Here is a 24756-nt window from a genome sequence, read left to right on the forward strand (position 1 = left end):
GATGTACATCAGGGCAGCAAGCAATATATCGCCACAAAACACTTTCGGTAATCAATCCTTTCTTCAGGAATTGGTTGAATACACTGGCGACAAACTTACCTGTATCGAACCGGATTATAAATCGCTGATCGATCCGAAACTCATCCGCCGTATGAGCCGCATCATTAAAATGGGCGTGGCCGCAGGGATGGATTGTTTGCAGCAGGCAGGCATTGATGCGCCTGATGCCATTGTTACCGGTACAGCTTACGGCTGCCTGGAAGATACCAATACTTTCGTCAGCAAAATGGTACAGCAAAACGAAGACGCCCTTGCACCAACTGCGTTTATCCAATCCACCCATAATACCATCAGCGCGCAGATAGCCTTGCTGCTGCAATGCCACCGGTACAATAATACGTTTGTTAATGGCGGCGCCTCTTTTGAAAATGCCTTGCTTGATGCTATGATGCTGCTAAACGAAGGCGAAGCGAATACGGTGCTTGCCGGAGGGATAGATGAGATCACTGCAAACAGCCATGCCATTTTAAGCAGGATGGGCTCATATCGTCGCCAACCCACTTCAAGCCTTAGCCTTCTCCATTGCCCCGGAAAAGGAACAATGGCTGGCGAAGGTTCAGCTTTTTTCCTGTTGAGTAATGATGCTTCAGGTAATGATCTGGCCAAAATAGATGCGGTATCCGGCTTTTATAAACCGGATAATTTAAGCGAGATTGAGCAGCGCATTAACAATTTCCTATCAGCACAAAATATCAGCATTAATGATATTGATACAATCATTACCGGTAAAAATGGGTATACTGTTAATGATGGCATTTATGGGCAATTGAATCAGTTGCTTTTTGCCAACACGCCAACCATCAACTATAAACACCTTTGCGGCGAATACCCAACCTCATCGGCATTTGCCTTTTGGCTTGCTGCTAATGCCCTCAAAAATGGCGGTTTTCCGCCAACAATAAGCAGCGCAACTATACCGTTAAAAAAAGTGCTTATCTATAATCATTACCAAAATATTCATCACTCGTTAATCCTGCTTTCCGCATGTTAAACTTCAGGAATACCAATATTCTTTTTATTGGCCTGTTGGGGTTAATCGCCTGGGTACATATTACAGAAGGTGTTTCGCTGTGGAGTTACGTGGTGCTGATCTTTGTTTACTCGCTGATATTATTTTATGGTTGCTATTACATCGGCTCCAACTTTTTTATGCCGGTAATGTGCTCTTTTAAAACAAGCAAAAAGGTTATTGCTATTACTTTTGATGACGGGCCGGATACTATTGCTACTCCGCAGATCCTGGATATCTTAAAGCAGCACAATGTTCCGGCGGCATTCTTTTGCATAGGTAACCGTATTGCCGGGAATGAAGCCGTGCTGAAACAAATCAATGAGCAAGGCCATATCATCGGCAACCATAGCTATTCACATCATTTTTGGTTCGATTTGTTTTCATCGGCTAAAATGCTGGATGATATGTTGCTGGCTAACCAGGCGGTGAGGCAGAATATCAGTTTGAGCCCCCTGTTATTCAGGCCGCCCTATGGGGTGATTAATCCTAACTTAAAAAAAGCCATTGTTAAAAGCGGGATGGTGCCCATAGGCTGGAGCGTACGCTCGATGGATACGGTTATTAATGATGAGCAAAAATTATTAAATAAGATAACCCGCCGCTTAAACCCCGGCGCTATTTTCCTGTTTCATGATACAGGCAAGGCAACAATTTCGGTTTTGCCCCTGTTTATTGAACAGGCCAAAGCCGATGGGTACGAAATAGTGCGGTTGGATAAAATGCTAAATTTACAGGCTTATGCGTAAGATGATTTTTATTGGAGATATATTAAGAAGCTTCCCGCTTGAGAGAGCTTGTCCCGAATTATATTCGGGAGGATGCAGCGGCGACACGCGGAAGCAGGGGTGTGTTTCTACGCGCGATTTAGGAATACCGCAAAAACACACCCCTACACCCCTCTCAAGAGGGGAATCGCACAGGCCCCTGCTGTTAAAAATTGGGATTGCATTGTTGCTTTTTTTCAACGTAATCCTTACCGCCAATGCCCAACACGCCGGCTATACCCAACTTACCGATCTCACCAAATTCAAACAGCAGTTTGCCGAGGTTGCACAGAAAACCAACAGCATAAAAAGCGATTTTACCCAGGAAAAAAGCCTGAGCATGCTCTCAGACAAAATCACCTCCAAAGGCAGGTTCTGGTACTGCAAGCCCGATATGCTCAGGATGGAATATACCCAACCTTTCAGCTACCTGATGATCCTGAACAAAGACAATGTGTACATCAAAGACGGGCAGAAGGAAAACAAGGTATCCACCCGATCAAACAAAGTATTTAAGCAGATCAACAAAATTGTTGTGGATTGCATACAGGGGACAGCCTTAAACAGCGGCGATTTTAAATCGGCGGTTTATGAAAGTAAGGGTAATTATTTGGTGGCCCTCTCCCCCGTTAATAAACAACTAAGCGAATTTTTCAAAACCATCGAGATCACCGTCGATAAAAAAGATTACTCGGTAAGCACCATCCAGATGCTGGAAAGTTCGGGCGATAGCACCACGCTCCATTTCACTAATAAAGAAATCAATGCCACTATTCCCGACGCGCTTTTTGCTATTAAGTAGTTGTCTGCTGATGCTGGCCGGCTGCAAATCGGTTTACAAAAACCTGAAACCAGCCGAAGGCGAAGTACGCGAAATCAAAAAATTCGCGCCCGATTTTACCCGTGCGCTTTATAAAACGGAGGTTGATGTAATTGGCGGTCATCATTTAAGCGGCCTGCTGCTAATTAAAACCCTGCCCGATAAAAGCGTGCGCATGGTGTTCAGCAACGAAATGGGTTTTAAGTTTTTTGATTTTGAGTTTAAGCCTGATGGCGAGTTCAAAGTGTACTACATCATTAAACAAATGGATAAACGCCCGGTGATCATCACCCTGCAAAAAGATTTTGAACTGGTGATGATGCGCAAACAAAACCCCGAAACCGGGTACCTGCGTAAGGACGATAATTTTACCTACTATGTTTTCCCGCAGGAAAAAGGTGCCAACTATTATATCACCAACAAAACCGGAACGGAACTGATTCGTATGGAACGCTCATCGGACAGAAAACCGGTGGTGCAGGCCATTATGAATGGTTTTCACAACGGCATTCCTGATACCATCGGCATCAGCCATAAAAATTTCAAATTCAACATCGGTCTAAAACGTATTGAAAAAAACGATGCTCAATAGTAACTTTTTCACTTTTGCTCAGCCTGTTGCTGAAGCGGGCCTGCTTAAAACAACCATCACACTTAATCCCGCGCATGATATTTTTAAAGGACATTTTCCGGGGCAACCTGTGGTGCCTGGCGTTTGTATGATGCAAATGGTAAAAGAAGTTTTGGAAAATTATGCTGATAAAAAGCTGCGGTTGGTAAAGGCTGATAACGTAAAATTTTTATCGTTTATTGATCCGGCGCAGCATATGAATGTTGGATTAGAGATAAAGTTTTCGGAGATTGATGGGCAGATCAAAGCAGATGCTCAGTTGGTGAATGAGGGGATTGTGTTTTTGAAGTTTAAGGGGATATTCAAATAAAAACAACCCCAGAGGGGTTAAAGGTTTGTAGCATAAAAAAGCGATATCTTACCGTGCCAGAGGTACGGAACACCAGCATGCAATTATCAGCAAGGCGGAGAGGTTGCGTACCTCTGGCACGCGAGGCTTGTTCTTGATTTTTTCTACAACCCTTTTGCACCTCTGGTGCAGCTCAACAATCATTTATCATGCTATTTTCAACAAGGGGTATTATACAAAATAGCCTTTTTGTTATTTTATATAAATGAAAAAGCCCCTGGTACACCAAACCAGAGGCTAATCAAATCACAATTATTTATATTAAGCTTGTAAAGTACCTTTTGCGCTTTTCCCCAACCTGATAGCCGCCAATAAATAATAAAAAGCGCCAAAGGCCGAGTACCCCGCCAAATTAGCAATGCCCATATTAGGCGAATGAGCCATAGCAATAAATGATACGCCGGCAAGCATAGATTGGCCGCCACTCAATATCATTGGCCATTGGCCGCCAAATTCTTTACGTCTTTTTAAACCCAGCACCAATTGGATTAAACCCGTTAGCAACGCCCAGGCACCAAATACTATCAAGGCTGATGGAACGCCTTTACCAATGGCAAAGCTAACCGCTAACGTAGTAATGATACTGATAGCAAGGTTAACATATTGCGGCGTTACTGATGTTCCGTTGCCTTGGTTGGCGCGGATATCCAAAAGCGTACCTACCACATCCCATAGTGGGTAAATTACCAACAGTATTGTTGCTGCTGTAAACGAGGTTTTGGCCAGTAGTGCTACCAATACCACCCAGATAACCGAGAACGCTACCCTGATGAAATAAAGTTTACGCAATGCCGCGGCGGTTTTGGTGGCCGCTGATGTTTCTATGATCAATGTTTTATTTGCTGACATGATTTTTAAGTTTTGTTTGTGTTTTATTTGATGAAGCAAAACTGGGCACAAAACGCGGCAATAATTTTCACCATGGTGAAAACCGGGGCGGGTATTTGTCAGCGGAATATCGCTTTTACGGCTTTTGTTGGGCCAGGCGTTTTTTTATACGGGTTAACGATGGGTTTTTGATACCCAGGTAGGATGAAATATGATACGCAGGAATGCGGTTTACGATGTTAGGATGCTGGGCTACCATTTTTAAGTAACGCTCTTCGGCGGTATTGAACTGAAACTCTTCGGCACGGGCCTGCGAGAGGTTAAAGAACAGTTCGGCTATCAGCCGACCGAAGCGCTGCCAACCGGTTGGGGTATTATACAGGTATTGCAAATCGTTGTAGTTAATGGAGATGATCTCGGCATCTTCCATGGCCTGGATAAAATAGGCGCAGGGATATTGATTAATAAAACTGCGGAACGAAACCAAAAACTGGCTTTCCGAAAAAAAATAGATATTCTTTTCTTCCTGCGTTTCAGGGTGTACAAAGTAAATGCGGAAGATGCCCTTGGTGATCAGCGCCAGATCGGTGCATACAAAGTTTTGCATGTTGAAAAAGTCGCTTTTGGTTATTTTGCGGTTGCGCCAGTAGGGCAAACTGATGTTGACATCATTAGCCGACAGATCGGCAAACCTGCCAAGCACATCGTTCAATACTTCCTGTTTTGATTGCATACTGTTAACAAAACGTAATTATGCCAAATATCGGCACAAAAAAACACAGTAATTTTCACCTCGGTTAAAACAAGCCGCTTTATTTTCTTATTTTACAATCAAACTAAATCGAATAAAAAAACAATCAAAAAATCAATAACATCATGATGCATATAAAAACACCTCCCCATGTTAGTGAGTTTGATAGAGATAATCCTTTTCCTGGCAGTTATTGTGCTGGCAGTTGCCGGTCCGCCGAAAAAGAAAAAGCAGGGCGTTAAAATTAACCCCGATGCCCAAACCCCATCGGCCTACCGGGTTACCGCCAACGGCGGACTGGAATATGTAGAAGCCGACAATTAAAATTTAAAACTTCCCCTTTGAGCCGGGACAATACAAATTATAAAAACAAACCGTCGCGAAACAATTGCGGCGGTTTTTTATTTAATTTACAATTTTATAAACCCAATCCCTCTCCCGGTTTTGAAACATATTTACTGCATTTTATTATTCGGCTTGCTCTGCAATAACCTTTTGGCCCAGGTAAAAGTTAATGGTAAAATAACCGATGCTAATAAAAGCCCCGTAGCCTTCGTTGTGGTAAACCTCGGGCAGCAAAACTCTGAGCAAACAAGGGTGGTACAAACAGATTCGTTAGGGATATTTCATTTTACCAATGTGGATAAAGGCACTTACCTGCTCAGTATCAGCTATACCGGCTATCAAAAAATCGAATTGAAGTTAAATCTTAACAATGATACAACGGTCAACATTATGTTGAGGACCAGCACCAACCAGCTTAATGAAGTAACCATAACCGCCAATAAAGCCTCTGTTGAAAACCGGAGCGACAAGCTGGTTTACAATGTAGCAACCAGCGTAACTGCCACCGGTGCTGATGCGCTTACCGCCATTAGCCAGGTGCCGGGCATCCGTGTAGGTGATAATGACCTGGGCATTGTTGGTAAAGGGGCTGTTAAAGTGATGGTAAACGAACTCCTCGTTCAGTTATCAGGTACTGATCTCCTCAGGTATTTAAGGTCGATCTCGGCAAACCAGTTATCCCGGATCGAACTGATCAAAAACCCGGGCGCGGCCTATGATGCAGAAGGTAATGCCGGGCTGATCAATATCACCCTAAAAAACACAAAAAAACGCGGTTATTCGGGTAGTGTACAGGTTAATGATAAGCAATGGCTGCATAGCCCGGCCTCTGTTTACGGCACCAGCAATTACTGGTGGTTAAACGCCGGCGGCGATATCAACTATAACACCGATAAACTATCGGCTTACGCCAGCATAAATGTTGATCACGACCATGAACTGGAAGGCTTTGAAACCGATATTTATTATCCCAAACAAACCTGGCTGCAAACGGATACCGGCAGCTACCGCTACCATAACCTGAATTTTGTTGCCGGGACCGATTACCGGCTTAGTCCGAAAGTAACTGCCGGAGTAAATTACCAGGGCGGAAAAAATACATACGATGGTTCGGACCATGTAAATAACCCAATTATCAATAACAGCACCGGCGCTATCGATTCAACGCTGCGCACTTATGCAACTTATCATCCGGTAGCCATCAGTAACGCGATTAATCTTCACAGCACCATAAGCCTGGATACTGCGGGCGGCAGGTTGGTGCTCAATGCCGATTATTTTAATTATTACCGCACAGATCGGTCGGACTTTGAGAGTAACAGCTACCTTGCCAACGGCTCGTTAATTGCCACCAACCGCAACCGTTATCACGATACCAATAAACAGGATATCAACATTTACACTTTTAAGGCTGATGTTACAGTACCCACCAAATATGCCCGCTTCGCTTTTGGTGCCAAGTTGAGTTTTATCAACAATTACAGCAATGCCTTTTATTATAAACGATTAGCTAATGATTCATTAAAGTATGATGACAACCTGAGCAATGAGTTCACTTATACCGAAAACACCCAATCGGTTTACGGCAGCATGAACCGGGAGGAGGGTAAATGGAAATACCAGGCAGGCTTACGGGTTGAACGTACCGAAACCAAAGGCTTTTCGCACACACTTAACCAAACCACCATTAACAATTACACTAAATTTTTTCCATCGGCCACTATTACCTACCGGGCCGGGGTTGACCATAGTATAGCGCTTAATTTTGGCCGCAGGATAAACCGCCCTACTTTCTGGAACCTTAATCCATTTAAAAGCCTGTTTACCGCTTATAGTTATGGTGAGGGTAACCCCTATCTGCAGCCCGAGTATAATACCAATTTCGAATTATCGCATACTTATAAAAACAGGCTTACATCCGCCATATTTGTAAACGTTACCAACAATGGCTTCAACAATGTAACCATTGCCCGGCCGGATACTAATTTGGTTTTTACTACGCCGCTTAATTTTATTAAAACCTATCGCATCGGAATTTCTGAAAATTATTCATTACAGGCTTTTAGCTGGCTCGATAATAATAACCAGTTAACCGTTTATCATACCGATGCCAAATCAGCCTTGAGCCAGGTTAGGGGTATCAGCGGTTTTGGGGCTTATATCGCCACAACTAATAATATCTACTTTAATAGCAGTAAAACTTTTGCAGGCGCTGTAAACTTTTGGTACCAGTTTCCGGAAATTGACCATATTGGCCGAAGCGATGCGTACTATAAACTTGATCTGGGCTTTAAAGCTTCGGTTGCCAAAAGGAAGATTGATGTATCTTTTTTAATGAATGATGTGTTCCGGAGCAGCGCTTCGGCGGTAATTACTACGGTTAATGGGGTGAGGCAAAAGTTTACTAATTTCCAGATTAACCGGTACGCTATGCTGGGATTTAGTTATCATTTTGGTAATAGCCAAAATAAGGCCGAGAAACAGGATACCGGGAATTTGGATGAGCGGGGAAGGGTGCATTAAACATTTATCAAGCGCAGATAACGAGGCTCCTATGGAGCCGAAAATTCTTCCTTGTCTTTGATATAAACACGTTACTCCTACGGAGTAGAAAACCGAAATTCTAAAACCCCATGGGGGTATCGTGTTTATAGCACGTACTCTCTCTTATTCCAGACTCCATAGGAGTTCCGTGTATTCGCCATAATATTCCGTTCTCCGTTCGTGTCAATTGGGAAAAAATAGTGAAATTGAACCACTATAAAAATCTACCCATGACCATAGAAGAAGCCCAGCAACTGGTTGATAATTGGATCAAAACAACCGGCATCCGGTATTTTAACGAACTCACCAACACCGCCATTTTAATGGAAGAAGTTGGCGAGGTGGCCCGCATTATGGCCAGGCAATACGGCGAGCAATCGTTCAAAAAATCGGATACAGAAGTTAACCTCGCCGATGAAATGGCCGATGTGCTTTTTGTGCTGATATGCCTGGCCAACCAAACCGGCATCAACCTCACCAACGCTTTAGAGAAAAACCTGGAGAAGAAAAGCATACGGGATGCTGATCGACATAAAAACAATGAAAAACTAAAATAATCAGAATTAAATTACAAGAAATATATTTTAACAGAATTAAATTCTGTATTTATTTTATTTAACACAATTTAATAACGAGGTCTGCGTTTTATCTAAAATGATTAAACAGCCTTGTTATGAAAACTTATTTTATTTTTTCTGTTGGTTTCTGCCTGATATTATCCTCCTGCAACCATCCGCGCGAACAAAAGGTTCAAATATCAGATGTGATGCTTACGCCCACTCCGGCCGTTAGTGAGATGGAAAGCGTTGGCAACGCAGATATGGCCCGGAGGCCCTCACCACAGCCCCCTACCAACGCCGACACGGCAAAAAAGATCATCAAAGAGGGCAACATCCGCTTCGAAACCCGCAACCCAAAAGCCGCGAGACAAAACATCGTAGGCTCACTGCAAAAACTGGGCGGCTATCTTGCCGAAGAAAATGAAACCAACAGCGGCGAAACCAATCAAAAAGAATACAGCCTTAAAATCAGGGTGCCATCCAAAAATTTCGATGCGTTTTTAAATGGCCTTACATCCAGTGCGGATCATATCGAATCGAAAAACATTCACATCCGCGATGTTACTACACAGTTTATTGATACCCGCGCCGAAATCAGCAATAATAAACAACTGGAACAACGCTACCTGCAACTTGCCGCCAAAGCCACCAAAATGACCGATCTGCTGGCTATCGAGGATAAACTGGCCAGCATTCGCACCGCTATCGATTCGGCACAGGGCCAGCTTAATTACCTGAGCAGCCAGGTAAGCTACAGTTCGCTCGATATAAGTTTCTACACCAGGCAAGCCGGCGAAGTAAACCCCGGTACCGGATTTGCTTATAAGTTTAAAACCGCGCTGGGCGAGGGTTGGGAAGTTTTACAAAATATGTTTTTTGCATTAATTGCCTTGTGGCCTTTACTGGCTGTAATAGTGGTTGTTTGGCTGTTGGTAAAGCGTTGGAGAAAAAGGAAAAATATGGTGATAGCTCCGCAGGATATTGCCTGATAATTTTTAATGCACAGGTATGCTGCAAATTAAAACCCTACATTTCTGTTAACAAATTTATACTTAAAGTTAATTTGATATTAAAATTATAAAAACAACAATGATAAATGGTATTACTTAGCTAATATTTAATTATAAGGGTAGATATTTTATTAAATTAATTAATAAATGCTTGACAAGTAGAAAATTAACTACTAATTTTAATCACCCTTTTAATTGATTGATCATGATCCGTGTACGGTCTAAAATTGTACTGTTAGTCGCTCCCGAAATAGTTGGCGTTAAGGTATTACCCAACAATAAGGTTTTTAAGCATATTTCGGCCACGCTTTCAATTTTCCCCTCCATTCACGAGATCAAACCCAATCTGCTCATTTTAGATTACGATTATCTTATTAACGATATCGAAAAAATTCTTCGTCGTTTAAGTACCAACCCTTCTTATAAAAACATCAAAATCTGTTGCTATAAAAACAAGTGGCACTCTAAGATTGATCCTTTTTTGAAAACGTTAGGTGTTGATCATATTTTTTATGCCGAGGATATGAAAGAAGAACCTGTGAGGAAAAATATTTTCGAATCAATGAGCGGCATGCTGGATGTACCCGTGCTTAATTTGTTGGCTAAGCCTGCGCATTAGCCCCCCGGCCCCTTTAAGGGGGAGGAAGCGGAGATAGGTCATGCTGAATTTATTTCAGCACCTCACTTGCTAAGCAACCTCGCTAAGCAAACCGTCTACTTGTCCTGTGGGATGCTGAAATAAATTCAGCATGACAAAAGGGTTAAATCACCACATCCCCTTCAAAAACTCTTTCCGCCGGGCCTTCTAAAAAGATATCAGTAAAAGTTTTACCGTCATAATCAAAGCGAATATTGAGATTGCCCCCTAATACTTTTATCGGTGTGGTAACATGGCCTGTTTGCTCGTTATGCTGCGCCATGGCCAGGGCTACGGCGGTTACTCCGGTACCGCAGGCGTAAGTTTCATCCTCCACCCCGCGCTCAAAGGTGCGTACAAAATAGCCCTCTTCCATCGGTTCAACAAAATTTACGTTGATGCCTTTTTCGTGGTAGGTTTCGTTATTGCGGATGGCATAGCCCTCGGTGTACATATCGCGGCCGGCAAGGCCATCAACCAGTTTTACGTAGTGCGGCGAGCCGGTGTTGAGTACATAGGCCTCAGCATCCCGGCTTACATCATTTACATCTATCATTTGCAGGCTCACCCAATTGCCTTCGCCGGTAATTTTGGCATAATGCGGGCCATCAACCGCCAAAAATTCAGTTTCGGTGTCAATAACACCTAAAAATTTGGCAAAGGCTACAATACAACGGCCGCCATTGCCGCACATGCTGCTTGGCTGGCCATCGGCATTGTAATATACCATTTCAAAATCGTAGCCATCCTTGTTCTGCAACAGCATCAAACCATCGCCACCAATACCGAAACGACGATCGCACAAAGTCGAAATCAGCTTAGGATTATGATGATCAACACGGTTATCGCGGTTATCAATTAAAATAAAGTCGTTACCAGCGCCCTGGTATTTATAAAAGTGTAAATTCACGTAAGTATCCCGTTTAATGTCAACGTGTTATTATCAGCAAAACCCGTGCTAACAATCAACGCGGCCAATGTTTAATCTATTTAACAAAATTTAACAAAATCCGGGATAACTTATGGTTGATTATCTCGTCTATATGGTATTAAATTTGATCTGTAAAATAAGTAAACTTAAAATAAGAAAGGCAAATTATAAATGAAAAAGATAGGTTTAACATTATTAACCGCTTTTGTTGGAGGTGCGATGGCCTTGGGAGTGTATAAGGTTATCGAAAACAAGTACTCAGACGGTTTAAGCTTTGAGGATAAACAAAAAGTATATTTTACCAGTAACCCGATGCCGGCGGTTTCTTCAACCGGCGATCTGGATTTTACACAGGCAGCAGCCGTGGCAACACCGGCGGTGGTTTACATCCGTACTACGTACAGCGCCAAATCAAACGGCGGCGGGCAGGACCAGCTGGAGCAAATGTTTGGCGATATGTTTGGCCAGCGTTCGCGTCCGCAAGGCCCGCAAATGGCTTCCGGTTCGGGCGTAATTATCTCACCTGATGGTTATATCGTTACCAACAACCACGTGGTTGAAAAGGCCGATAAGATCACCGTTTATACTAACGATCACCGTTATTACAGCGCCAAGGTTATTGGCACTGATCCAAGCACCGACCTTGCCCTGATTAAAGTGAGCGCTGCTAACCTGCCTATAGTTAAATTAGGCAATAGCGACGACGCCAAAGTTGGCGAGTGGGTGTTGGCCGTAGGTAATCCTTTTAACCTTACCTCAACAGTAACTGCAGGTATTATCAGCGCCAAAGGCCGTAACATTGGCATCATCGGCAGCGAAAACAGTGAAGATGAAAATCCGTTTGGCCGTACAAGTCGCCAAACCGGCCCGAAATTGAATAAGGCCATCGAATCATTCATTCAAACAGATGCTGCCATTAACCCTGGTAACAGCGGTGGCGCTTTGGTTAACACCCGTGGCGAGTTGATCGGCATCAATGCTGCAATTGCTTCGCACACCGGTTCGTACGAAGGTTATGGCTTTGCCATCCCGGTAAACCTGGCTAAAAAGGTATTAAATGATATCAAAAAATTCGGCACCGTGAAACGTGGTTACGTAGGCGTAAGCTTTACCGAACTTAACCCGGATAACGCGAAGCGACTGGACATAACAACCGAAAACGGTTTGTATGTTAACGACCTGGTACCGGGCGGCGGCGCCGAGCAGGCCGGTATACGTAAAGGCGACATTATTGTAAAAGTTGAAGGCCAACCGGTTTACGAATCATCTGATTTGCAAGAACGTGTAGGCCGTTTACAACCGGGTGATAAGATTAATATTACCGTGCTGCGCGATGGTAAAAACAAAGATTTCGCGGTGACACTTAAAGGCGATGCCGTAGCACCATCGAACCGTACAGCGGCCAACTCAAAATCGGCCGAGGAGTTGTTTAACAAGCTGGGGGCAAGCTTCCACGCTTTAACCCCTGCCGAGAAAAACAAGCTGCGCGTTAACAGCGGCGTGTTGGTTACCCAGGTGCGCGAAGGTGGTTTGTTTGATGCTGCCGAAATACCGGAAGGTGTGGTGATCACCAGCATTAACAAAGTACCGGTTAGCAGTATTGAGGATATTGATAAGGCTATTGTGAAACCGATACAGGGCAATATTATTATTGCCGGTTTATATCCTGATGGTTCGCACTTTAGCAGCGCGTTCCCGGCTCAATAAGCTTTTTTTATAGTGATTTTATAGGAAAGCCCTGGTCTTTGGATCGGGGCTTTTTGTTTGATGAGATTGGTTGCAGGGGCTAAGTTTGATCCCTGTCGGGCATTTGTTTAGAGCGGTGAATGCCAATCATTATTGTTTACATTTTTTAATAATTAAATTTGTGTATGGAAACGTTTATTGTACATCCTGAAAACAAAGAACAATCGGCAGCTATCAAGGCTTTTTTAAAGGCACTCAAAATCAACTTTGAAAAGCACGAAAAAGGCACCTACAATCCCGAATTTGTGGAGCAGGTATTAGCGGGTGAAACTGCGCGTAAGGCAGGAAAAAAAGGTGTTAGAGTAAACACCGATTTGTGGTTGATGACATTATAAATGTTTATTCCCTACGAGGGCATTACGAATAGAACTTGAACGATCTACATAAAGGCGAGATCAACATCTTAAAACAAATTAATCCCCACACTCCATCCAACCCAGCCAGTCCAGTTGCGGTTGCCTTCAATAAAGGAGTGATGCAGATCGCGCACATAAGCATAACCATCAACCCGCGAACGCTGATCTGAATAAAGAAAGTTTAAAGACGGCCCGGCAGAGATGGAAAACATCTTTGCTGTTTTAAAAGTAAGATCGAGATTGAACTTGCTGAGTTGATTGGTTTTTAGCCAGGTGCCCTGGTAAAGATAACTTGAGCCCAGCTCAGTATTGATAGCCAGTTTTCTGCCCAAACCAAACTCTCTCCCAAAACCTAAACCGAACGAGTATAGTTTACCGTCCCCATCAAACCGCAGCCCTCCCTGCCATATGGTGTATAGCTTACTATTACCATTTTTAAAAGCGAGATTAAGGTTTTGTGTTTCGTTGGTTGAAATTACCAGTTTATGATAGCCACTGTTTATGATATTAAGCAGGCCGATGCTGAAGCCAGAGGAAGTATCGGCAATATTAACCAAACCTATCTGCACACCTGTTAGATGTTTAGCATAGTTAAAAAGTCCGGCTACCTGTAAACCATCAAACTTTTGGCTGGCTATGTTACCTATGGCCGCTACCTGTACGGCATCTGAGTTTTTACCGGCAATATTACCTATAGCTCCCAATTGTATCCCTCTTACCGAGCCGCGGGTATGGTTATATAAACCCGAGAGCTGGATACCGTTCAGATCCTGCTTTACGCTGTTATGCATCAGCGATAATTGTATTCCCCGCACATTGCCCAGCACATTATTGTAAAGCCCGCCAAGCTGCACGCCGTTTACCGAACCGCCAACCACGTTAAAAATCCCGGCTATTTGCACCGCGCCTACATCACCCTTATCCAGATTAAAGATCAATCCCAATTCAAAGCCCTCTACGCCGGCATTGTATCCGCCTACGGCATTGAGCGAAACCACATTCACCACCTGTCCGCTGAAATCGCCGTGGGTGCTTACGCCGGGTATGGCCGAAGCCTGAAACGGTGCCTGCGCTATCAGGCCGCCCAGGTTGGCCGCCTGGATTTGTTGTTTGGTAGAAAGGAACAGTTTTCCTAATGCTGTTTTTTCAACGCCATCATAGTCATTGCTTAATATATAGCCCAGCAGGGTTTTCTTTTTGGCGGCGGCGGTATCGGTACTTATCACTTTAACATCGGCCAGAAAGGTGATGGTGGTATCTTTATAAAACTCCTTGCCGATGGTGATGGTAACCGGCCGGCCCTGGTTATGGAGGTTGAGCTCGAAGCGGCCATCCTTATCGGTTAGTGCCGATTGCAGTTCCTCGTGCGAGTATACGCTGGCGTTGGGTAGTTTTTTGCCTGTCTGCTCGTCGGTTACAGTGCCGCTTATGGTGTAGCTGTCGCCTTCGGTGGCGGCTTTGTCGGTTACTATGGTTAGTTGCAGCGGGGCGTATCTCAATATCACAAAGTTTTTGGCTTCGCGATATTCAAAGCGATAGCTCAGCATGTGGTCGAGCACCTCTTTTATCGTCCAATTATCGGCGTTTACGGTAACCAGGCTATCGGTTTTTACAATGTTGCTGTTGTAGGAGAAGTAGAAGTTGCCTTTTTCTTCGATGGTTTTGAGCACCGTGCCAAGGCGCATTTGGGTTACATGTACGGAGATGTTTTTGGAAAGGATGGAATTGGCATGGGCGCGGTTGGGTAAGCTGCTGAGGAGGAGCAGGATAAAACAATACAAAAAACCATGTATTTTATTTAGCATAGATGTATAACGTTAATTTAGGTATCCAGCTCCATTCCACCACGTCATTGCGAGGAACGAAGCAATCCCAAACTATACAGGGCGGATTTGCATGGCCGATCTGCTAATCGGGGATTGCTTCGTTCCTTATAATGACGTAATCGTAAATGTCTGATTATCAAATATGTTTTTTTACACGTCATCACGTTTTTTTTCAGGGTTTTCCCTGATGGATACTCGCAATGACGTGGCGTTGAAAACTGTCGGTTTTACCTCAACACAATCCCCTTCTTCCCCTTCTCCACTTTCACTTTAAATGTTTCTTTAATCACCAGCAACACATCATCCAAAGCCTGATCTTTAAAAACCGTGGTGATAGGCAAGCCTTCTATCGCCTTATTGCCAATGCTGATATGTGCACCGTACACCTCGTTTAGCGATGCCACCAGCTCGTGCAGCGGGGTTTGATCACATACCAGCTCGTGGGTGGCGTAGTAATTGTAAAGCCGGCCGCGGATGCTTTCTTTGGCCTGCAGCCCATCTTTCTTTGTCACCAGTACCTTTTCGCCGGGGTTGAGGTTGATGTTTTTGCTTTTTTCGCTTACGTTAACAATGCCGGTTTCAACAATCACCTGCGTTTTGCCGCCGCGGCTTTTTACGTTGAATGACGTGCCAACCACCCTAACCGTTACACCGTTCACTTTAATTATAAAAGGTTTTATTTTATCGGGCGATACTTTGAAAAAGGCTTCACCTAGCATGGTAACCGGGCGGATTGTTCCGGTAAACCGTTCGGGGTAAATCAGGGTGCTATGGCTATTCAGCGTAACTTCCGATCCATCTGGCAAGGCCGCCACCCGGGTTTTATCATGGCTCTCTATCTTAACAAAAGCTATAGCCCTGTTATCATAATAATGGCTAATGGTTAGCCAGGCCACCGTACATACCAACAGTACAGATGCGGCTATGCCGACCCAATACCTTGGCTTCATTTTGCGCACTCTAACCGGGGCAGAAGCTACTTCTTTATTCATCCGGTTTTGCAGGCGGATAAAGGCGGCGTCCTCATCCACATTGCGGGTACCTGCAATCTGCTGACTCTGATCCCATATCAGCTTGAAATTTTCGTATTCCTGCTGGTTGGCCGCATCGGCCAATAGCCAGTTTTGTATCGCTTCGGCCTCGGCGGGCGTGGCTTCGCCAACAAGGTATTTCACCAGCAAATCATCATTTATGGGCATACCGGTATAGCTCATACAAACCAATCAATTAATAACAATAAAACAATGGGTAAAAACTCGGCCAGCTTTTGGCGCATTACCCGCAGCGCCTTGCCCATCTGGTTTTCGATGGTTTTGATCGAGAGGCCCATCTGATCGGCAATTTGCTGGTATTTTAACTGCTCGAACCTGCTGAGCTGAAAAATAATGCGGCACTGCTCGGGCAGTTCGCTCATGGCTTTTTCAATATGGCTTTGCAGTTCGGCAGCCATTAGTTTTTTTGAGGCCGGTTCATCGCCGCCTGTGTTTTGTTCCATCTCATCAGCATAATAAACGCCGAAGCCGGCGCGCACCTTCTGGTGTTTCAGATAGTTTAAACTTTCGTTATGTACAGCCCGGTACAGGTAGGCCTTGATGCTGCCGTCGGTTTTTAGCTGATCGCGTTTTTCCCAAACACGGCAGAAAACGTTTTGCACCACCTCTTCGGCCTGTTCATCGTCCTTTAAAAAAGTATAGGCGTAGGCGTGCAAACTTTTAAAGTGATCTTTAAACAGTCGCTCAAAAGCCTTTGGGCTTCCCTGCTTTATTAAAGTAATGGCCGTGCTATCGCTGTATTCCACTTTCAGGGTGTAGATGTCGGCATTAAAGATAGCAGGTTTGGCCTTTAAATTCATAGCGTGGAATGTTAAAAATCAGGCCAGCTGAATTTGGATGGTATACAGCGAATGGTGGATATCAACCTTGCTGCACACGCCGTTGGTATAGCTGTAAAAATTGTAATTACCATCGGGCAGGTCAATGCGGTACACATGCGGGCTCACCTGCTTCACCTGCAAAAACTGCTGAAAATTATCCGAATATACCTGCGCCTCATCATCAGGCTCGCGGCAGTACAACAGCATCAGGTTAGCGCCAATCTGCTGCTGATCCAACTTGCCACATTTGCCCTCGGCCACCGTTTGATAACCCGAAGCCACAGCCCTGGTTTGGCGGTTACATTTTTCCTTATCATTAACATGGCGGCACACGGTAGAGTTAATGAGCTTGCCATTGCTAAACATGCTCTCTTCCTGGATATCAACTTTTACGCTGAAAATGAAGCGCATTTTTACTTCCGAGATCATTTTGAGGTACAGCTCATCGCCCTGCTGCCTGCGGTACAAATTAAGGTGACCAACCACCTTGCCGCTGTGCAGCACATTGTATTTTACCGTTTGCTCCTGCGCCGCACTGCCCGAGGCCAGGCCCAGCAACGCCAGAATAGCGGCCGCCCGTTTTAGCGGTTTAAGAATTTTTATTACCGGGAAGCTTTTGGCATGCCAGGCGGGGAGTATATATTTTTTAAATAACCAAATTATTAATGCGGGTATCATGAGTAATCATTTTAAGGTAATTGAATAAAGTAGCTAACGCGTTTACTTTATTACAACAACCGAAAGTGTTACCCCTATGTGATTGCATTTTTTTTGTTGGCTTGGATTTGTTCTACTTAATCTATCTGTATTATATATTTTACAAGTATAGTGAAATATTTAGCTTTTCGAGCATTTGAGTAAATGAGGTTAAATCTTTTTCGCTGTTGGCTGCCTCATCGGTGTATTCTATACTTTCAAATTCGTGGAAAGTATGATCGAGTTCGTTATTCCAGGTGTTGAAGTGCAGATCTGGTACTTGCCATTCGTGTACGTAAAACCAGTGGTGGGATATCAATTTGGAGCGGATCAATTCGTCCAATACTGATAACTCGATGTTTTGCTGATTGTTGAATATGATACTGTTGAAGTTTTTGTAGTTACTGGCATCGCGGTATAGGTAGTTGAATTTGATATTGGGCATGCGGCAAGTTAGGCCGGATGGGTGTGGTTGTCAATCGGAGATAAGTGAACTTTACAATATTGACAACCAATATCTTTAGCCAATAACAACCAACCTTGATAAACTAAAAATATTAGCCGGTATTTTTGCCTTAAAATTTGCATATATGCCGGTTTTTATTCATTTTTGAAATAATGGAAACATCATACTGGAACGATCAAGCTAAACGACTTTTGAAATCAGAGTTGGTAAGGCGTGGCGTATCTAATGATGAATTAGTTGCTCTATTAAAAGACATTGGAATAACTGAAACCAAGGCCAGTGTAGATAGTAAAATTAGCCGAGGGAAGTTTAGCGCCTCATTTTTACTTCAGTGTTTAAATGTTATTGGCTGTGAGAACTTTAACCCCGAAATATCCTCATTAAATATTGCCGCTGAACCAGCTGGAATTTATAAACGCCAACGAAAGATCAAAGTCAAATCAAATGATTAGCAAAAATAAAAAAACAGGAACTGAATATATCGATATTTCACAAAGCAATAACTCGACTCAAAAGGTTCGTAATTTTCCTGTAATAAGTTTATTTACAGGCGCTGGCGGGTTAGATATTGGCTTGGAAGATGCAGGCCTACATACAGTTAGTTGTGTAGAATATGATACTGATTGCAGAGAGACATTAAGATATAATCGCCCGGAGTGGAAATTATTTGAAGACGGCATTAAAATTGAAGAGGGTAAAATAAGGAAACGTATCCCGGGTGATATTCGAGATATCGAAGTTGACGAATTACTTGCTTTATCCGGCTTAGAAAAAGGACAAGCATCTTTAGTGGTTGGTGGAGCACCTTGCCAACCGTTTAGCAATATTGGGAAAAAGTTAGGTAAAAATGATGAACGTAATGGCGACTTGTTCCTTGAGTTTGTGCGAATGGTTAAAGGAATTGAACCAGAAGCCTTTATTTTTGAAAACGTTGTCGGTATAACCCAAGGAAAACATTCAGATGTTATAGAATACATGGTGGAAAAATTCAAGGGCTTAGGCTATGGAATTTCTTACACAGTCCTAAACGCAGCAAACTATGGAGTTCCTCAAAGACGCGAAAGATTTTTCCTTATCGGTATAAAAGGAGTAGAAAATCCTGCATTCCCTTTTCCTACAAACTTTAAAGATGAAAAACATTATCAGATGTTTATAAAGGATTTAGATACTATTCCATTTAAAAAACATAACAAATGGGTTTCTGTAAATGAGGCATTTGAAAAAATCCCTGCAAGTAACATTGAGAGACCAGACTTTGCGCTGATGAATATTTCTGAAAAAGTTGTAGATAGAATGACTTACATAAAACAGGGAGAAAATTTCAAAGCTTTGCCAATGGACTTAAGACCCCAATGCTGGAAAAACGGCAAGCATCAAGGTAATGATACCTTTGGTAGATTAATATCAGATCTACCTTCAGTTACAATCAGAACTGCTGGCTATAACCCTGCCAAAGGGATGTATATCCATCCCTTTGAAAACAGGGGATTGAGTACAATAGAAATGGCATCATTACAAAGTTTCCCTTATGATTGGACATTCAAAGTTAAAAACAGAGAAAAAGTAACTTTAGTTAGTGGTGGAAAGCAAATAGGAAACGCTGTGCCACCCGGATTAGCTAAAGCATTAGGCATAGCAATAAAGAAGCAGTTATTGGCTAAGGATTCAAAATCCGTTCAAACACAATCTGAGCTTGTCGCATAGTATCTACTTCAAATACATCATCAACGGCGGCCTGTGGAATACTTTGTACTGAAGTTATACTATGGGTCGCAACTGTTTTTAATGACAATCTATCTGGAAGTCCTACCTTTGTTGCCATTGCGTAATATTTAATTCCTTTAGGATTTAATATCCATTCTCTCGTTTGTAAATGAGTATATATTGCTTTCATCAAACTCCCTTCATGCGAAATCTGTAGACGTCGATCTGGCCTAAATGAGGTTTTTACGGATATATAGCCTATTATATCGTCAAAGTCACATTCCCCTTCAAAAGCTCTATGAGCTTGATCTATTTTAATAATCTCATTTTGATCGATTGTGGTAATCTTAGTAAGATTTGGTATTATTTTATTAACCAAGGATCTATCAATAATAACGAAATCTGGATTTGAAGAAATAAGTTGAACAGAGGAAGACAAGAGAACTTTCTGTCTTAAATCTAAGATCAAACCATATAGTTTTTCATTATATAGTTTTGCTATAGTAAATTGACTAATATTGGGCGTTAGTAATACAAGGTTGGCGTGTTCATTATCAACACAATAATTCCACGCAGCAATCGCTAAAAGCCACTCATACCAATCACCATGAACATTATTCAGCGCATCTTTAGTTACGGACGGATCAGTTAGTTGTATTGCTTTATCGAATTCAGATATTAACTCGCGTATTGACTTGTCTTGATCCGGCAATGTATTATTTAACAAAGAACTAAAGGCTAAATCTTTTATAACTTGAGATTTACCGTCTTTTAATATTCTAATATAGGTCATATAATAAAGCAAAAAACAAAAATGGTTATTTTTTTGGATAAAAATGCGACAACTTGTTTAACAATGCTATGTCCCAGCCAGCCTTCATTTCGCATTGCCAAATAATTATAACTCTCCAATTAGTTGACATTAAGACCGCTTCAGCATTTGCGTCGTTCTCCATATTCTTATTAATTTTGTTTTTCCACCATTCGGTTCTTGTTGCTGGTAAAGCTGCTTTTTTACATCCCTCATGCCCGTGCCAAAAGCACCCATGTATAAAAATCACGGTTTTATATTTTGGCAGTACTATATCTGGTTTGCCCGGCATATCCTTAACATGCAAACGATATCGAAAACCGTTTTTATGCAGAAACTTGCGCACCAAAAGCTCGGGCTTGGTATCCTTACCTTTGATTCGCGACATGTTGTAGCTGCGGGTTTCTTTTGAATGCACATCTGCCATATTATAAAATTATACAATTATAACTGGCTTCGGTTTCATCGCCTAACCAATCCCATCCCAACAAAAAAAGGCCGACGCTCCCGCCGACCTTTCCAATATCAAATCAAATCTCTTACAAACTCAACCACTTCTTCCGCACAGCCAATTGCTGCTTGCTCGGGTTATCCACACTTGTAATATTATATTTAACACGGGTGCTTTTCAGCAAGGTAACAGGTAAAATAATGGCCTGTCCGTCGCGGGTTACGGTTACCTGGATTTTGTCGCCCGGGTTTTTGCCGTTTATCATGGCGGCAGCATCGGTAACCGGGGTGCCGTCAATGGCGGTAATTTCGTCGTTAACGTTAATGCCGTCTATGTAGGCAGCAGTTCCGCGCTGTACGCTGGTAACTATTACCTTTTTGGCTCCGGTGGTTACGGTGCTTACGCCTAAAGTAGCATCGTTTTTATCGGCCAGTTCGTCAACAAGTTTATAGCCGGCGTAGCCCAGGTATTTATTGTAATCAACCGGGGTTAAGCCATTAATGTATTTGGCGTAAAAATCATCCAGTTTTTTGCCGGCAAATTTTTCGAAGGCGGCTTTAAACTCGGCATCGGTGTAGCCGCGTTTCAGGGTTTTGTAGTACTGGGTGTACATGTATTTCATGGCATCGTCCAGTTTGTATTTGCCTTTGCTATCGTTAATAATCTCCAAATCGAGCATCATACCCACAATAGCACCTTTGTTGTAGTATGATATGGTGGTATTGTTCGAGTTTTCGTTAGGGCGGTAGGCTTTAATCCAGGCATCAAAACTCGATTCGGCTACGGTTTGTACGTTGCGGCCCGGCAGGTTTTCAAGGGTGTTGAACTCCGATTCCAAAGCATCAAAATAATTCTCAACCGGGAACAACTGCGTACGGCGTACAATGATGCCCTGGTAGTATTCTGTAAAACCTTCGGCTATCCACAGGTTGGTGGTGTAGTTTTCGTTATCATAATCAAAGGGGCCTAATACAATGGGGCGTAAACGTTTCACGTTCCACAGGTGAAAATGCTCATGAGCAGCAAGGCTCAAAAAGCTTTGGTACCCTTTATCATTCGCATAGCTATCGCGCGATGCGCCTAAAACTGTCGAGCTTAGGTGCTCCAGGCCGCCGCCATTGCGCTGGCGGTTATGAACGATGAATACATAATGCTTATTAGGGTTTTCGCCAAATACGGCTACTTCCTGGTCAACAATTTTATGCAGATCGGCTTTTAGCTTTTCTTTATCGTAGTTACCGCCGCCGTACATGCAAATTTCATAATGCACGCCAGATGCATCGAACCCGAAAACATCCTGGTTACCTACTTCGATAGGCGAATCGAACAGGATATCAAAGTTGGGCGAGTGACGTGTAAAGGGATCATTGTTTACCATCTCTAAACTGGTTGAAACCTTATCCCAGTTTTTATAGGGGATGATATGGATAGTTGCCGGCGAGTGCAGCATATTGGCCGGGTAAACAAAGATGCCCGTAGTTGAAAGAAAACCGTGCGAAGCATCAACAAAGCTGGTGCGCACCGAAAGTTCAAAAGCGTAAACACGGTATTTTACCGTTACGGCCGAAACTCCTTTTGTAACAATTTGCCAGGTATTTTTATTGATTTTGGGCGAGGCAATGGCTTTTCCGTTGGCCTCGGCGCTAAACGATTCGATGTTTTTTGCAAACTCACGAACCAGGTACGAGCCCGGTGTCCATACGGGCATCTTCAGTTCGAGGGTGTTTTGTTTGAGGCCGGTAATATGCATTTCAATATCGGCATAATGCGCCTGGGCTTCAGGAAACGAAACATTATAGCTGATAGTGGCATTGGCGGCGGCCTCGCTGATGGTAGTACTCATAATTAAAATCGTCAGTAAAATTAACGTGCGTAGGTTGGTCAGTTTCATGGCCGCAATTTATAAAAATTATATAATCAGTTAAGTATGTGCATTTCGTAGCGTTTATGTGACGTTGTAAAATGGTTGATACATGCAACTATTCTTAACATTGGCCTGTTAGTTTTACAGCTGATTTTCAAAATGGAACTAATTGAACCTATTTCGCGCAAACTGATCCGCTTAGGTAAATTGTACTTAAACGTATTGGTTAAACATACCGGGCATCTGGATGTTTCGCGATATCATTACATATTATCGCTCATTTATTTTCATGATGGGCAGCTTACGCAAAACGCGCTGGCGCACATTTTGGGCAAAGATAAATCGGCCATGGTGAGCATCATCAACCTGCTTACCGCAAAAGGCTTTGTTTACCGCGAAAACAACCCGAACGACAGGCGCCAGCAATTACTGCGCGTAACCGAAAAGGCCAAACTGGCGGTTCCGCAAATAGTGGAGACTTTCGAAAATATCAACACCGACATTACCGAGGGCATCTCTACCGCCGAGATGCAGGTATTTGAAAGCGTACTAACCCGCATGCACAACAATTTAAAACCATTAATATCAACCCAAACAACAACCCTACAAGCTAAACCACACACGGATTAAAAAACAGTATGAAAACAAAGTATATCATTTACACGGCACTTGCTTTGCTGGTTGCCTATTTAGTTTACAATAAATTTTTTAGCGAGGGGGCAAAAAAATCCGCTGCCGCTATGGCTTCGGGTAAGGGAGGGAAAAATAAAGGCGGCGGCCCGGTGGGCGTTAATGTGATGATTGTAAAAGATACCGCCGTACGCAATGTTATTGACATTACCGGCAATATCGACGCTAATGAAAAAGTAAGCCTGGTGAGCCAAACTGCCGGCAATATCACCAATATTTACTTTAGCGAGGGCAGTAAGGTAAAAAAAGGCCAGTTATTGGTTAAAGTTTACAATTCAGACCTCGAGGCTTCATTGCAGCAAAACCAATACCAGGTAGCCCTGGCCCGCCAGCAGGAAAACCGCAACAGGCAGTTGCTGCAAAAAGAAGCCATCAGCCAGGAAGAGTATGACACTTCGTTAACCGGCTTAAACTCGTTAAAGGCTGCCGCCGATGTGATCAAAGCGCAGATAGCCCGCACCGAAATCCGCGCGCCATTTTCGGGCACAATCGGATTACGTAATGTAAGTCCCGGCAGCTACCTGTCGCCGTCATCACCCATTGCCGATCTGGTGAATATCGATCCGGCCAAGGTTACTTTTGCCGTGCCCGAGCGTTACCTGTCTATCCTTACCATTGGCAGTAAAATCAGGTTTAGCACAGAAAGCTCACGCGAGAAATTTGAAGGTACCGTTTACGCTATCGATCCATCTATCGATGCCGCTTCGCGTACCATTACCGTACGCGCCAAAGCGCCGAACCCTAAAGGTTTGCTTACCGCAGGCAGCTTTGCCAAAATTAATTTAACGTTAGATCAGATCCCCAAAACCATCCTGCTGCCAACACAAGCCGTTATTCCTGATTTAAAAAGCAGTATTGTTTGGATCTATAAAAACGGCACCGCGGCATCAAAACCGGTTAAAACCGATATGCGTACCGACACCAAAATCCAGGTTATTGAGGGCCTTAATCCCGGCGACAGCGTGGTGGTATCGGGCCTCATCCAGATGCGACCAAAAGTGCCTTTGAAAATTTTAAAAGTTATTAAATAA

Annotated in this window: 27 protein-coding genes; 16 read left to right on the forward strand and 11 right to left on the reverse strand. The window is 43.2% G+C overall.

Going from position 1 to position 24756, the window contains the following annotated elements; all coding sequences use genetic code 11:
• The first annotated feature begins 1 nt into the window (after position 1).
• From HYN43_RS23280 to HYN43_RS23300, 5 genes are all read left to right on the forward strand, one after another.
• On the forward strand, positions 2 to 1051 hold the full coding sequence (locus HYN43_RS23280; protein WP_119406312.1) for a beta-ketoacyl synthase N-terminal-like domain-containing protein: 1050 nt from the start codon (positions 2 to 4) through the stop codon (positions 1049 to 1051).
• Positions 1045 to 1818: a polysaccharide deacetylase family protein gene (locus HYN43_RS23285; RefSeq protein WP_119406313.1), complete on the forward strand. Its 774-nt coding sequence runs from the start codon at positions 1045 to 1047 to the stop codon at positions 1816 to 1818. Before HYN43_RS23280 ends, HYN43_RS23285 begins: the two co-directional genes overlap by 7 nt.
• A gap of 205 nt (positions 1819 to 2023) precedes the next feature.
• Positions 2024 to 2638 (forward strand): flexirubin biosynthesis/transport protein LolA2, encoded by a 615-nt coding sequence (gene lolA2 / locus HYN43_RS23290; protein WP_205589813.1) that lies wholly within the window; start codon positions 2024 to 2026, stop codon positions 2636 to 2638.
• Complete coding sequence (gene lolB2 / locus HYN43_RS23295; RefSeq protein ID WP_162996596.1) at positions 2601 to 3248, forward strand: flexirubin biosynthesis protein LolB2; 648 nt, start codon at positions 2601 to 2603, stop codon at positions 3246 to 3248. Before lolA2 ends, lolB2 begins: the two co-directional genes overlap by 38 nt.
• The gene (locus HYN43_RS23300) at positions 3226 to 3597 is read left to right on the forward strand and encodes an ApeI family dehydratase (protein ID WP_205589814.1); all 372 of its coding nucleotides are present in this window, start codon (positions 3226 to 3228) and stop codon (positions 3595 to 3597) included. The genes lolB2 and HYN43_RS23300 overlap by 23 nt, the downstream gene beginning before the upstream one ends.
• Positions 3598 to 3897: 300 nt before the next feature.
• Here the strand turns inward: HYN43_RS23300 and HYN43_RS23305 are convergent, their stop codons facing one another.
• Both HYN43_RS23305 and HYN43_RS23310 read right to left on the reverse strand, forming a co-directional pair.
• Positions 3898 to 4485 (reverse strand): DUF308 domain-containing protein, encoded by a 588-nt coding sequence (locus HYN43_RS23305; protein ID WP_119406317.1) that lies wholly within the window; start codon positions 4483 to 4485, stop codon positions 3898 to 3900.
• A gap of 115 nt (positions 4486 to 4600) precedes the next feature.
• Positions 4601 to 5197 carry a Crp/Fnr family transcriptional regulator gene (locus HYN43_RS23310; protein ID WP_119406318.1) on the reverse strand — a complete coding sequence of 199 codons (597 nt, stop codon included), beginning with the start codon at positions 5195 to 5197 and terminating at the stop codon, positions 4601 to 4603.
• A 168-nt stretch (positions 5198 to 5365) separates the two neighbouring features.
• Here HYN43_RS23310 and HYN43_RS30505 point away from each other — a divergent pair, with 168 nt between their 5' ends.
• The 5 genes from HYN43_RS30505 (at position 5366) to HYN43_RS23330 (ending at position 10293) form a co-directional block, all read left to right on the forward strand.
• Positions 5366 to 5539 (forward strand): hypothetical protein, encoded by a 174-nt coding sequence (locus tag HYN43_RS30505; protein WP_162996597.1) that lies wholly within the window; start codon positions 5366 to 5368, stop codon positions 5537 to 5539.
• A 171-nt stretch (positions 5540 to 5710) separates the two neighbouring features.
• Complete coding sequence (locus HYN43_RS23315; RefSeq protein WP_162996598.1) at positions 5711 to 8083, forward strand: TonB-dependent receptor domain-containing protein; 2373 nt, start codon at positions 5711 to 5713, stop codon at positions 8081 to 8083.
• A 251-nt stretch (positions 8084 to 8334) separates the two neighbouring features.
• Positions 8335 to 8661: a nucleotide pyrophosphohydrolase gene (locus tag HYN43_RS23320; RefSeq protein WP_119406320.1), complete on the forward strand. Its 327-nt coding sequence runs from the start codon at positions 8335 to 8337 to the stop codon at positions 8659 to 8661.
• A 116-nt stretch (positions 8662 to 8777) separates the two neighbouring features.
• A complete protein-coding gene (locus HYN43_RS23325; protein ID WP_119406321.1) occupies positions 8778 to 9653 on the forward strand; it encodes a DUF4349 domain-containing protein in 876 nt (291 codons plus the stop codon).
• Positions 9654 to 9879: 226 nt separating this feature from the next.
• Positions 9880 to 10293: a hypothetical protein gene (locus tag HYN43_RS23330; RefSeq protein ID WP_119406322.1), complete on the forward strand. Its 414-nt coding sequence runs from the start codon at positions 9880 to 9882 to the stop codon at positions 10291 to 10293.
• Between the two features lie 142 nt (positions 10294 to 10435).
• Here HYN43_RS23330 and dapF read toward each other — a convergent pair whose 3' ends face one another.
• Positions 10436 to 11221, reverse strand: a complete 786-nt coding sequence (gene dapF / locus HYN43_RS23335; RefSeq protein WP_119406323.1) for a diaminopimelate epimerase — start codon at positions 11219 to 11221, stop codon at positions 10436 to 10438.
• A gap of 192 nt (positions 11222 to 11413) precedes the next feature.
• Between dapF and HYN43_RS23340 the strand changes: the two genes are divergently transcribed.
• Both HYN43_RS23340 and HYN43_RS23345 read left to right on the forward strand, forming a co-directional pair.
• Positions 11414 to 12949, forward strand: a complete 1536-nt coding sequence (locus tag HYN43_RS23340) for a Do family serine endopeptidase (RefSeq protein ID WP_119406324.1) — start codon at positions 11414 to 11416, stop codon at positions 12947 to 12949.
• Positions 12950 to 13113: 164 nt separating this feature from the next.
• On the forward strand, positions 13114 to 13323 hold the full coding sequence (locus tag HYN43_RS23345) for a DUF2683 family protein (protein ID WP_119406325.1): 210 nt from the start codon (positions 13114 to 13116) through the stop codon (positions 13321 to 13323).
• A gap of 68 nt (positions 13324 to 13391) precedes the next feature.
• On the opposite strand, the gene HYN43_RS23350 is transcribed toward HYN43_RS23345, so the two are convergent.
• The 5 genes from HYN43_RS23350 to HYN43_RS23370 all read right to left on the reverse strand — a co-directional run bounded on the left by HYN43_RS23350 (position 13392) and on the right by HYN43_RS23370 (position 18184).
• Positions 13392 to 15149, reverse strand: coding sequence for a carboxypeptidase-like regulatory domain-containing protein (locus HYN43_RS23350; protein ID WP_119406326.1), 1758 nt, complete (start codon positions 15147 to 15149; stop codon positions 13392 to 13394).
• A 248-nt stretch (positions 15150 to 15397) separates the two neighbouring features.
• Positions 15398 to 16384: a FecR domain-containing protein gene (locus HYN43_RS23355; RefSeq protein ID WP_119406327.1), complete on the reverse strand. Its 987-nt coding sequence runs from the start codon at positions 16382 to 16384 to the stop codon at positions 15398 to 15400.
• The gene (locus HYN43_RS23360; RefSeq protein ID WP_119406328.1) at positions 16381 to 17022 is read right to left on the reverse strand and encodes an RNA polymerase sigma-70 factor; all 642 of its coding nucleotides are present in this window, start codon (positions 17020 to 17022) and stop codon (positions 16381 to 16383) included. The genes HYN43_RS23355 and HYN43_RS23360 overlap by 4 nt, the downstream gene beginning before the upstream one ends.
• Positions 17023 to 17040: 18 nt before the next feature.
• On the reverse strand, positions 17041 to 17721 hold the full coding sequence (locus tag HYN43_RS23365; RefSeq protein ID WP_119406329.1) for a DUF6134 family protein: 681 nt from the start codon (positions 17719 to 17721) through the stop codon (positions 17041 to 17043).
• Between the two features lie 139 nt (positions 17722 to 17860).
• Positions 17861 to 18184 carry a hypothetical protein gene (locus HYN43_RS23370; RefSeq protein ID WP_119406330.1) on the reverse strand — a complete coding sequence of 108 codons (324 nt, stop codon included), beginning with the start codon at positions 18182 to 18184 and terminating at the stop codon, positions 17861 to 17863.
• 173 nt (positions 18185 to 18357) lie between these two features.
• Between HYN43_RS23370 and HYN43_RS23375 the strand changes: the two genes are divergently transcribed.
• Entirely contained in the window at positions 18358 to 18657 is a 300-nt protein-coding gene (locus HYN43_RS23375; RefSeq protein ID WP_205589815.1) for a DUF6471 domain-containing protein, read from the forward strand.
• Entirely contained in the window at positions 18650 to 19909 is a 1260-nt protein-coding gene (locus HYN43_RS23380) for a DNA cytosine methyltransferase (protein ID WP_119406331.1), read from the forward strand. The genes HYN43_RS23375 and HYN43_RS23380 overlap by 8 nt, the downstream gene beginning before the upstream one ends.
• Here the strand turns inward: HYN43_RS23380 and HYN43_RS23385 are convergent.
• The 3 genes from HYN43_RS23385 to HYN43_RS23395 form a co-directional block, all read right to left on the reverse strand.
• Entirely contained in the window at positions 19863 to 20702 is an 840-nt protein-coding gene (locus HYN43_RS23385; RefSeq protein WP_119406332.1) for a Cfr10I/Bse634I family restriction endonuclease, read from the reverse strand. The genes HYN43_RS23380 and HYN43_RS23385 overlap by 47 nt on opposite strands.
• Before the next feature lie 25 nt (positions 20703 to 20727).
• Positions 20728 to 21147, reverse strand: a complete 420-nt coding sequence (locus tag HYN43_RS23390) for a very short patch repair endonuclease (RefSeq protein WP_119406333.1) — start codon at positions 21145 to 21147, stop codon at positions 20728 to 20730.
• Between the two features lie 112 nt (positions 21148 to 21259).
• Positions 21260 to 23014, reverse strand: coding sequence for a M61 family metallopeptidase (locus tag HYN43_RS23395; protein WP_119406334.1), 1755 nt, complete (start codon positions 23012 to 23014; stop codon positions 21260 to 21262).
• 180 nt (positions 23015 to 23194) lie between these two features.
• Between HYN43_RS23395 and HYN43_RS23400 the strand changes: the two genes are divergently transcribed.
• A complete protein-coding gene (locus tag HYN43_RS23400; RefSeq protein WP_119406335.1) occupies positions 23195 to 23665 on the forward strand; it encodes a MarR family winged helix-turn-helix transcriptional regulator in 471 nt (156 codons plus the stop codon).
• Between the two features lie 8 nt (positions 23666 to 23673).
• A complete protein-coding gene (locus tag HYN43_RS23405) occupies positions 23674 to 24756 on the forward strand; it encodes an efflux RND transporter periplasmic adaptor subunit (RefSeq protein ID WP_119406336.1) in 1083 nt (360 codons plus the stop codon).

The sequence above is a fragment of the Mucilaginibacter celer genome (assembly GCF_003576455.2).
Taxonomy (GTDB): Bacteria; Bacteroidota; Bacteroidia; order Sphingobacteriales; family Sphingobacteriaceae; genus Mucilaginibacter; species Mucilaginibacter celer.

Bases quoted from the DNA above. Each gene is read 5' to 3' on its own strand.
- HYN43_RS23280 (WP_119406312.1), top strand. From the start codon at position 2: ATGTACATCAGGGCAGCAAGCAATATATCGCCACAAAACACTTTCGGT.
- HYN43_RS23285 (WP_119406313.1), top strand. From the start codon at position 1,045: ATGTTAAACTTCAGGAATACCAATATTCTTTTTATTGGCCTGTTGGGG.
- lolB2 (WP_162996596.1), top strand. From the start codon at position 2,601: ATGCCACTATTCCCGACGCGCTTTTTGCTATTAAGTAGTTGTCTGCTG.
- HYN43_RS23305 (WP_119406317.1), bottom strand. From the start codon at position 4,485: ATGTCAGCAAATAAAACATTGATCATAGAAACATCAGCGGCCACCAAA.
- HYN43_RS23310 (WP_119406318.1), bottom strand. From the start codon at position 5,197: ATGCAATCAAAACAGGAAGTATTGAACGATGTGCTTGGCAGGTTTGCC.
- HYN43_RS30505 (WP_162996597.1), top strand. From the start codon at position 5,366: ATGTTAGTGAGTTTGATAGAGATAATCCTTTTCCTGGCAGTTATTGTG.
- HYN43_RS23320 (WP_119406320.1), top strand. From the start codon at position 8,335: ATGACCATAGAAGAAGCCCAGCAACTGGTTGATAATTGGATCAAAACA.
- HYN43_RS23325 (WP_119406321.1), top strand. From the start codon at position 8,778: ATGAAAACTTATTTTATTTTTTCTGTTGGTTTCTGCCTGATATTATCC.
- HYN43_RS23330 (WP_119406322.1), top strand. From the start codon at position 9,880: ATGATCCGTGTACGGTCTAAAATTGTACTGTTAGTCGCTCCCGAAATA.
- HYN43_RS23340 (WP_119406324.1), top strand. From the start codon at position 11,414: ATGAAAAAGATAGGTTTAACATTATTAACCGCTTTTGTTGGAGGTGCG.
- HYN43_RS23345 (WP_119406325.1), top strand. From the start codon at position 13,114: ATGGAAACGTTTATTGTACATCCTGAAAACAAAGAACAATCGGCAGCT.
- HYN43_RS23350 (WP_119406326.1), bottom strand. From the start codon at position 15,149: ATGCTAAATAAAATACATGGTTTTTTGTATTGTTTTATCCTGCTCCTC.
- HYN43_RS23355 (WP_119406327.1), bottom strand. From the start codon at position 16,384: ATGAGCTATACCGGTATGCCCATAAATGATGATTTGCTGGTGAAATAC.
- HYN43_RS23360 (WP_119406328.1), bottom strand. From the start codon at position 17,022: ATGAATTTAAAGGCCAAACCTGCTATCTTTAATGCCGACATCTACACC.
- HYN43_RS23365 (WP_119406329.1), bottom strand. From the start codon at position 17,721: ATGATACCCGCATTAATAATTTGGTTATTTAAAAAATATATACTCCCC.
- HYN43_RS23370 (WP_119406330.1), bottom strand. From the start codon at position 18,184: ATGCCCAATATCAAATTCAACTACCTATACCGCGATGCCAGTAACTAC.
- HYN43_RS23375 (WP_205589815.1), top strand. From the start codon at position 18,358: ATGGAAACATCATACTGGAACGATCAAGCTAAACGACTTTTGAAATCA.
- HYN43_RS23380 (WP_119406331.1), top strand. From the start codon at position 18,650: ATGATTAGCAAAAATAAAAAAACAGGAACTGAATATATCGATATTTCA.
- HYN43_RS23385 (WP_119406332.1), bottom strand. From the start codon at position 20,702: ATGACCTATATTAGAATATTAAAAGACGGTAAATCTCAAGTTATAAAA.
- HYN43_RS23390 (WP_119406333.1), bottom strand. From the start codon at position 21,147: ATGGCAGATGTGCATTCAAAAGAAACCCGCAGCTACAACATGTCGCGA.
- HYN43_RS23395 (WP_119406334.1), bottom strand. From the start codon at position 23,014: ATGAGTACTACCATCAGCGAGGCCGCCGCCAATGCCACTATCAGCTAT.
- HYN43_RS23400 (WP_119406335.1), top strand. From the start codon at position 23,195: ATGGAACTAATTGAACCTATTTCGCGCAAACTGATCCGCTTAGGTAAA.
- HYN43_RS23405 (WP_119406336.1), top strand. From the start codon at position 23,674: ATGAAAACAAAGTATATCATTTACACGGCACTTGCTTTGCTGGTTGCC.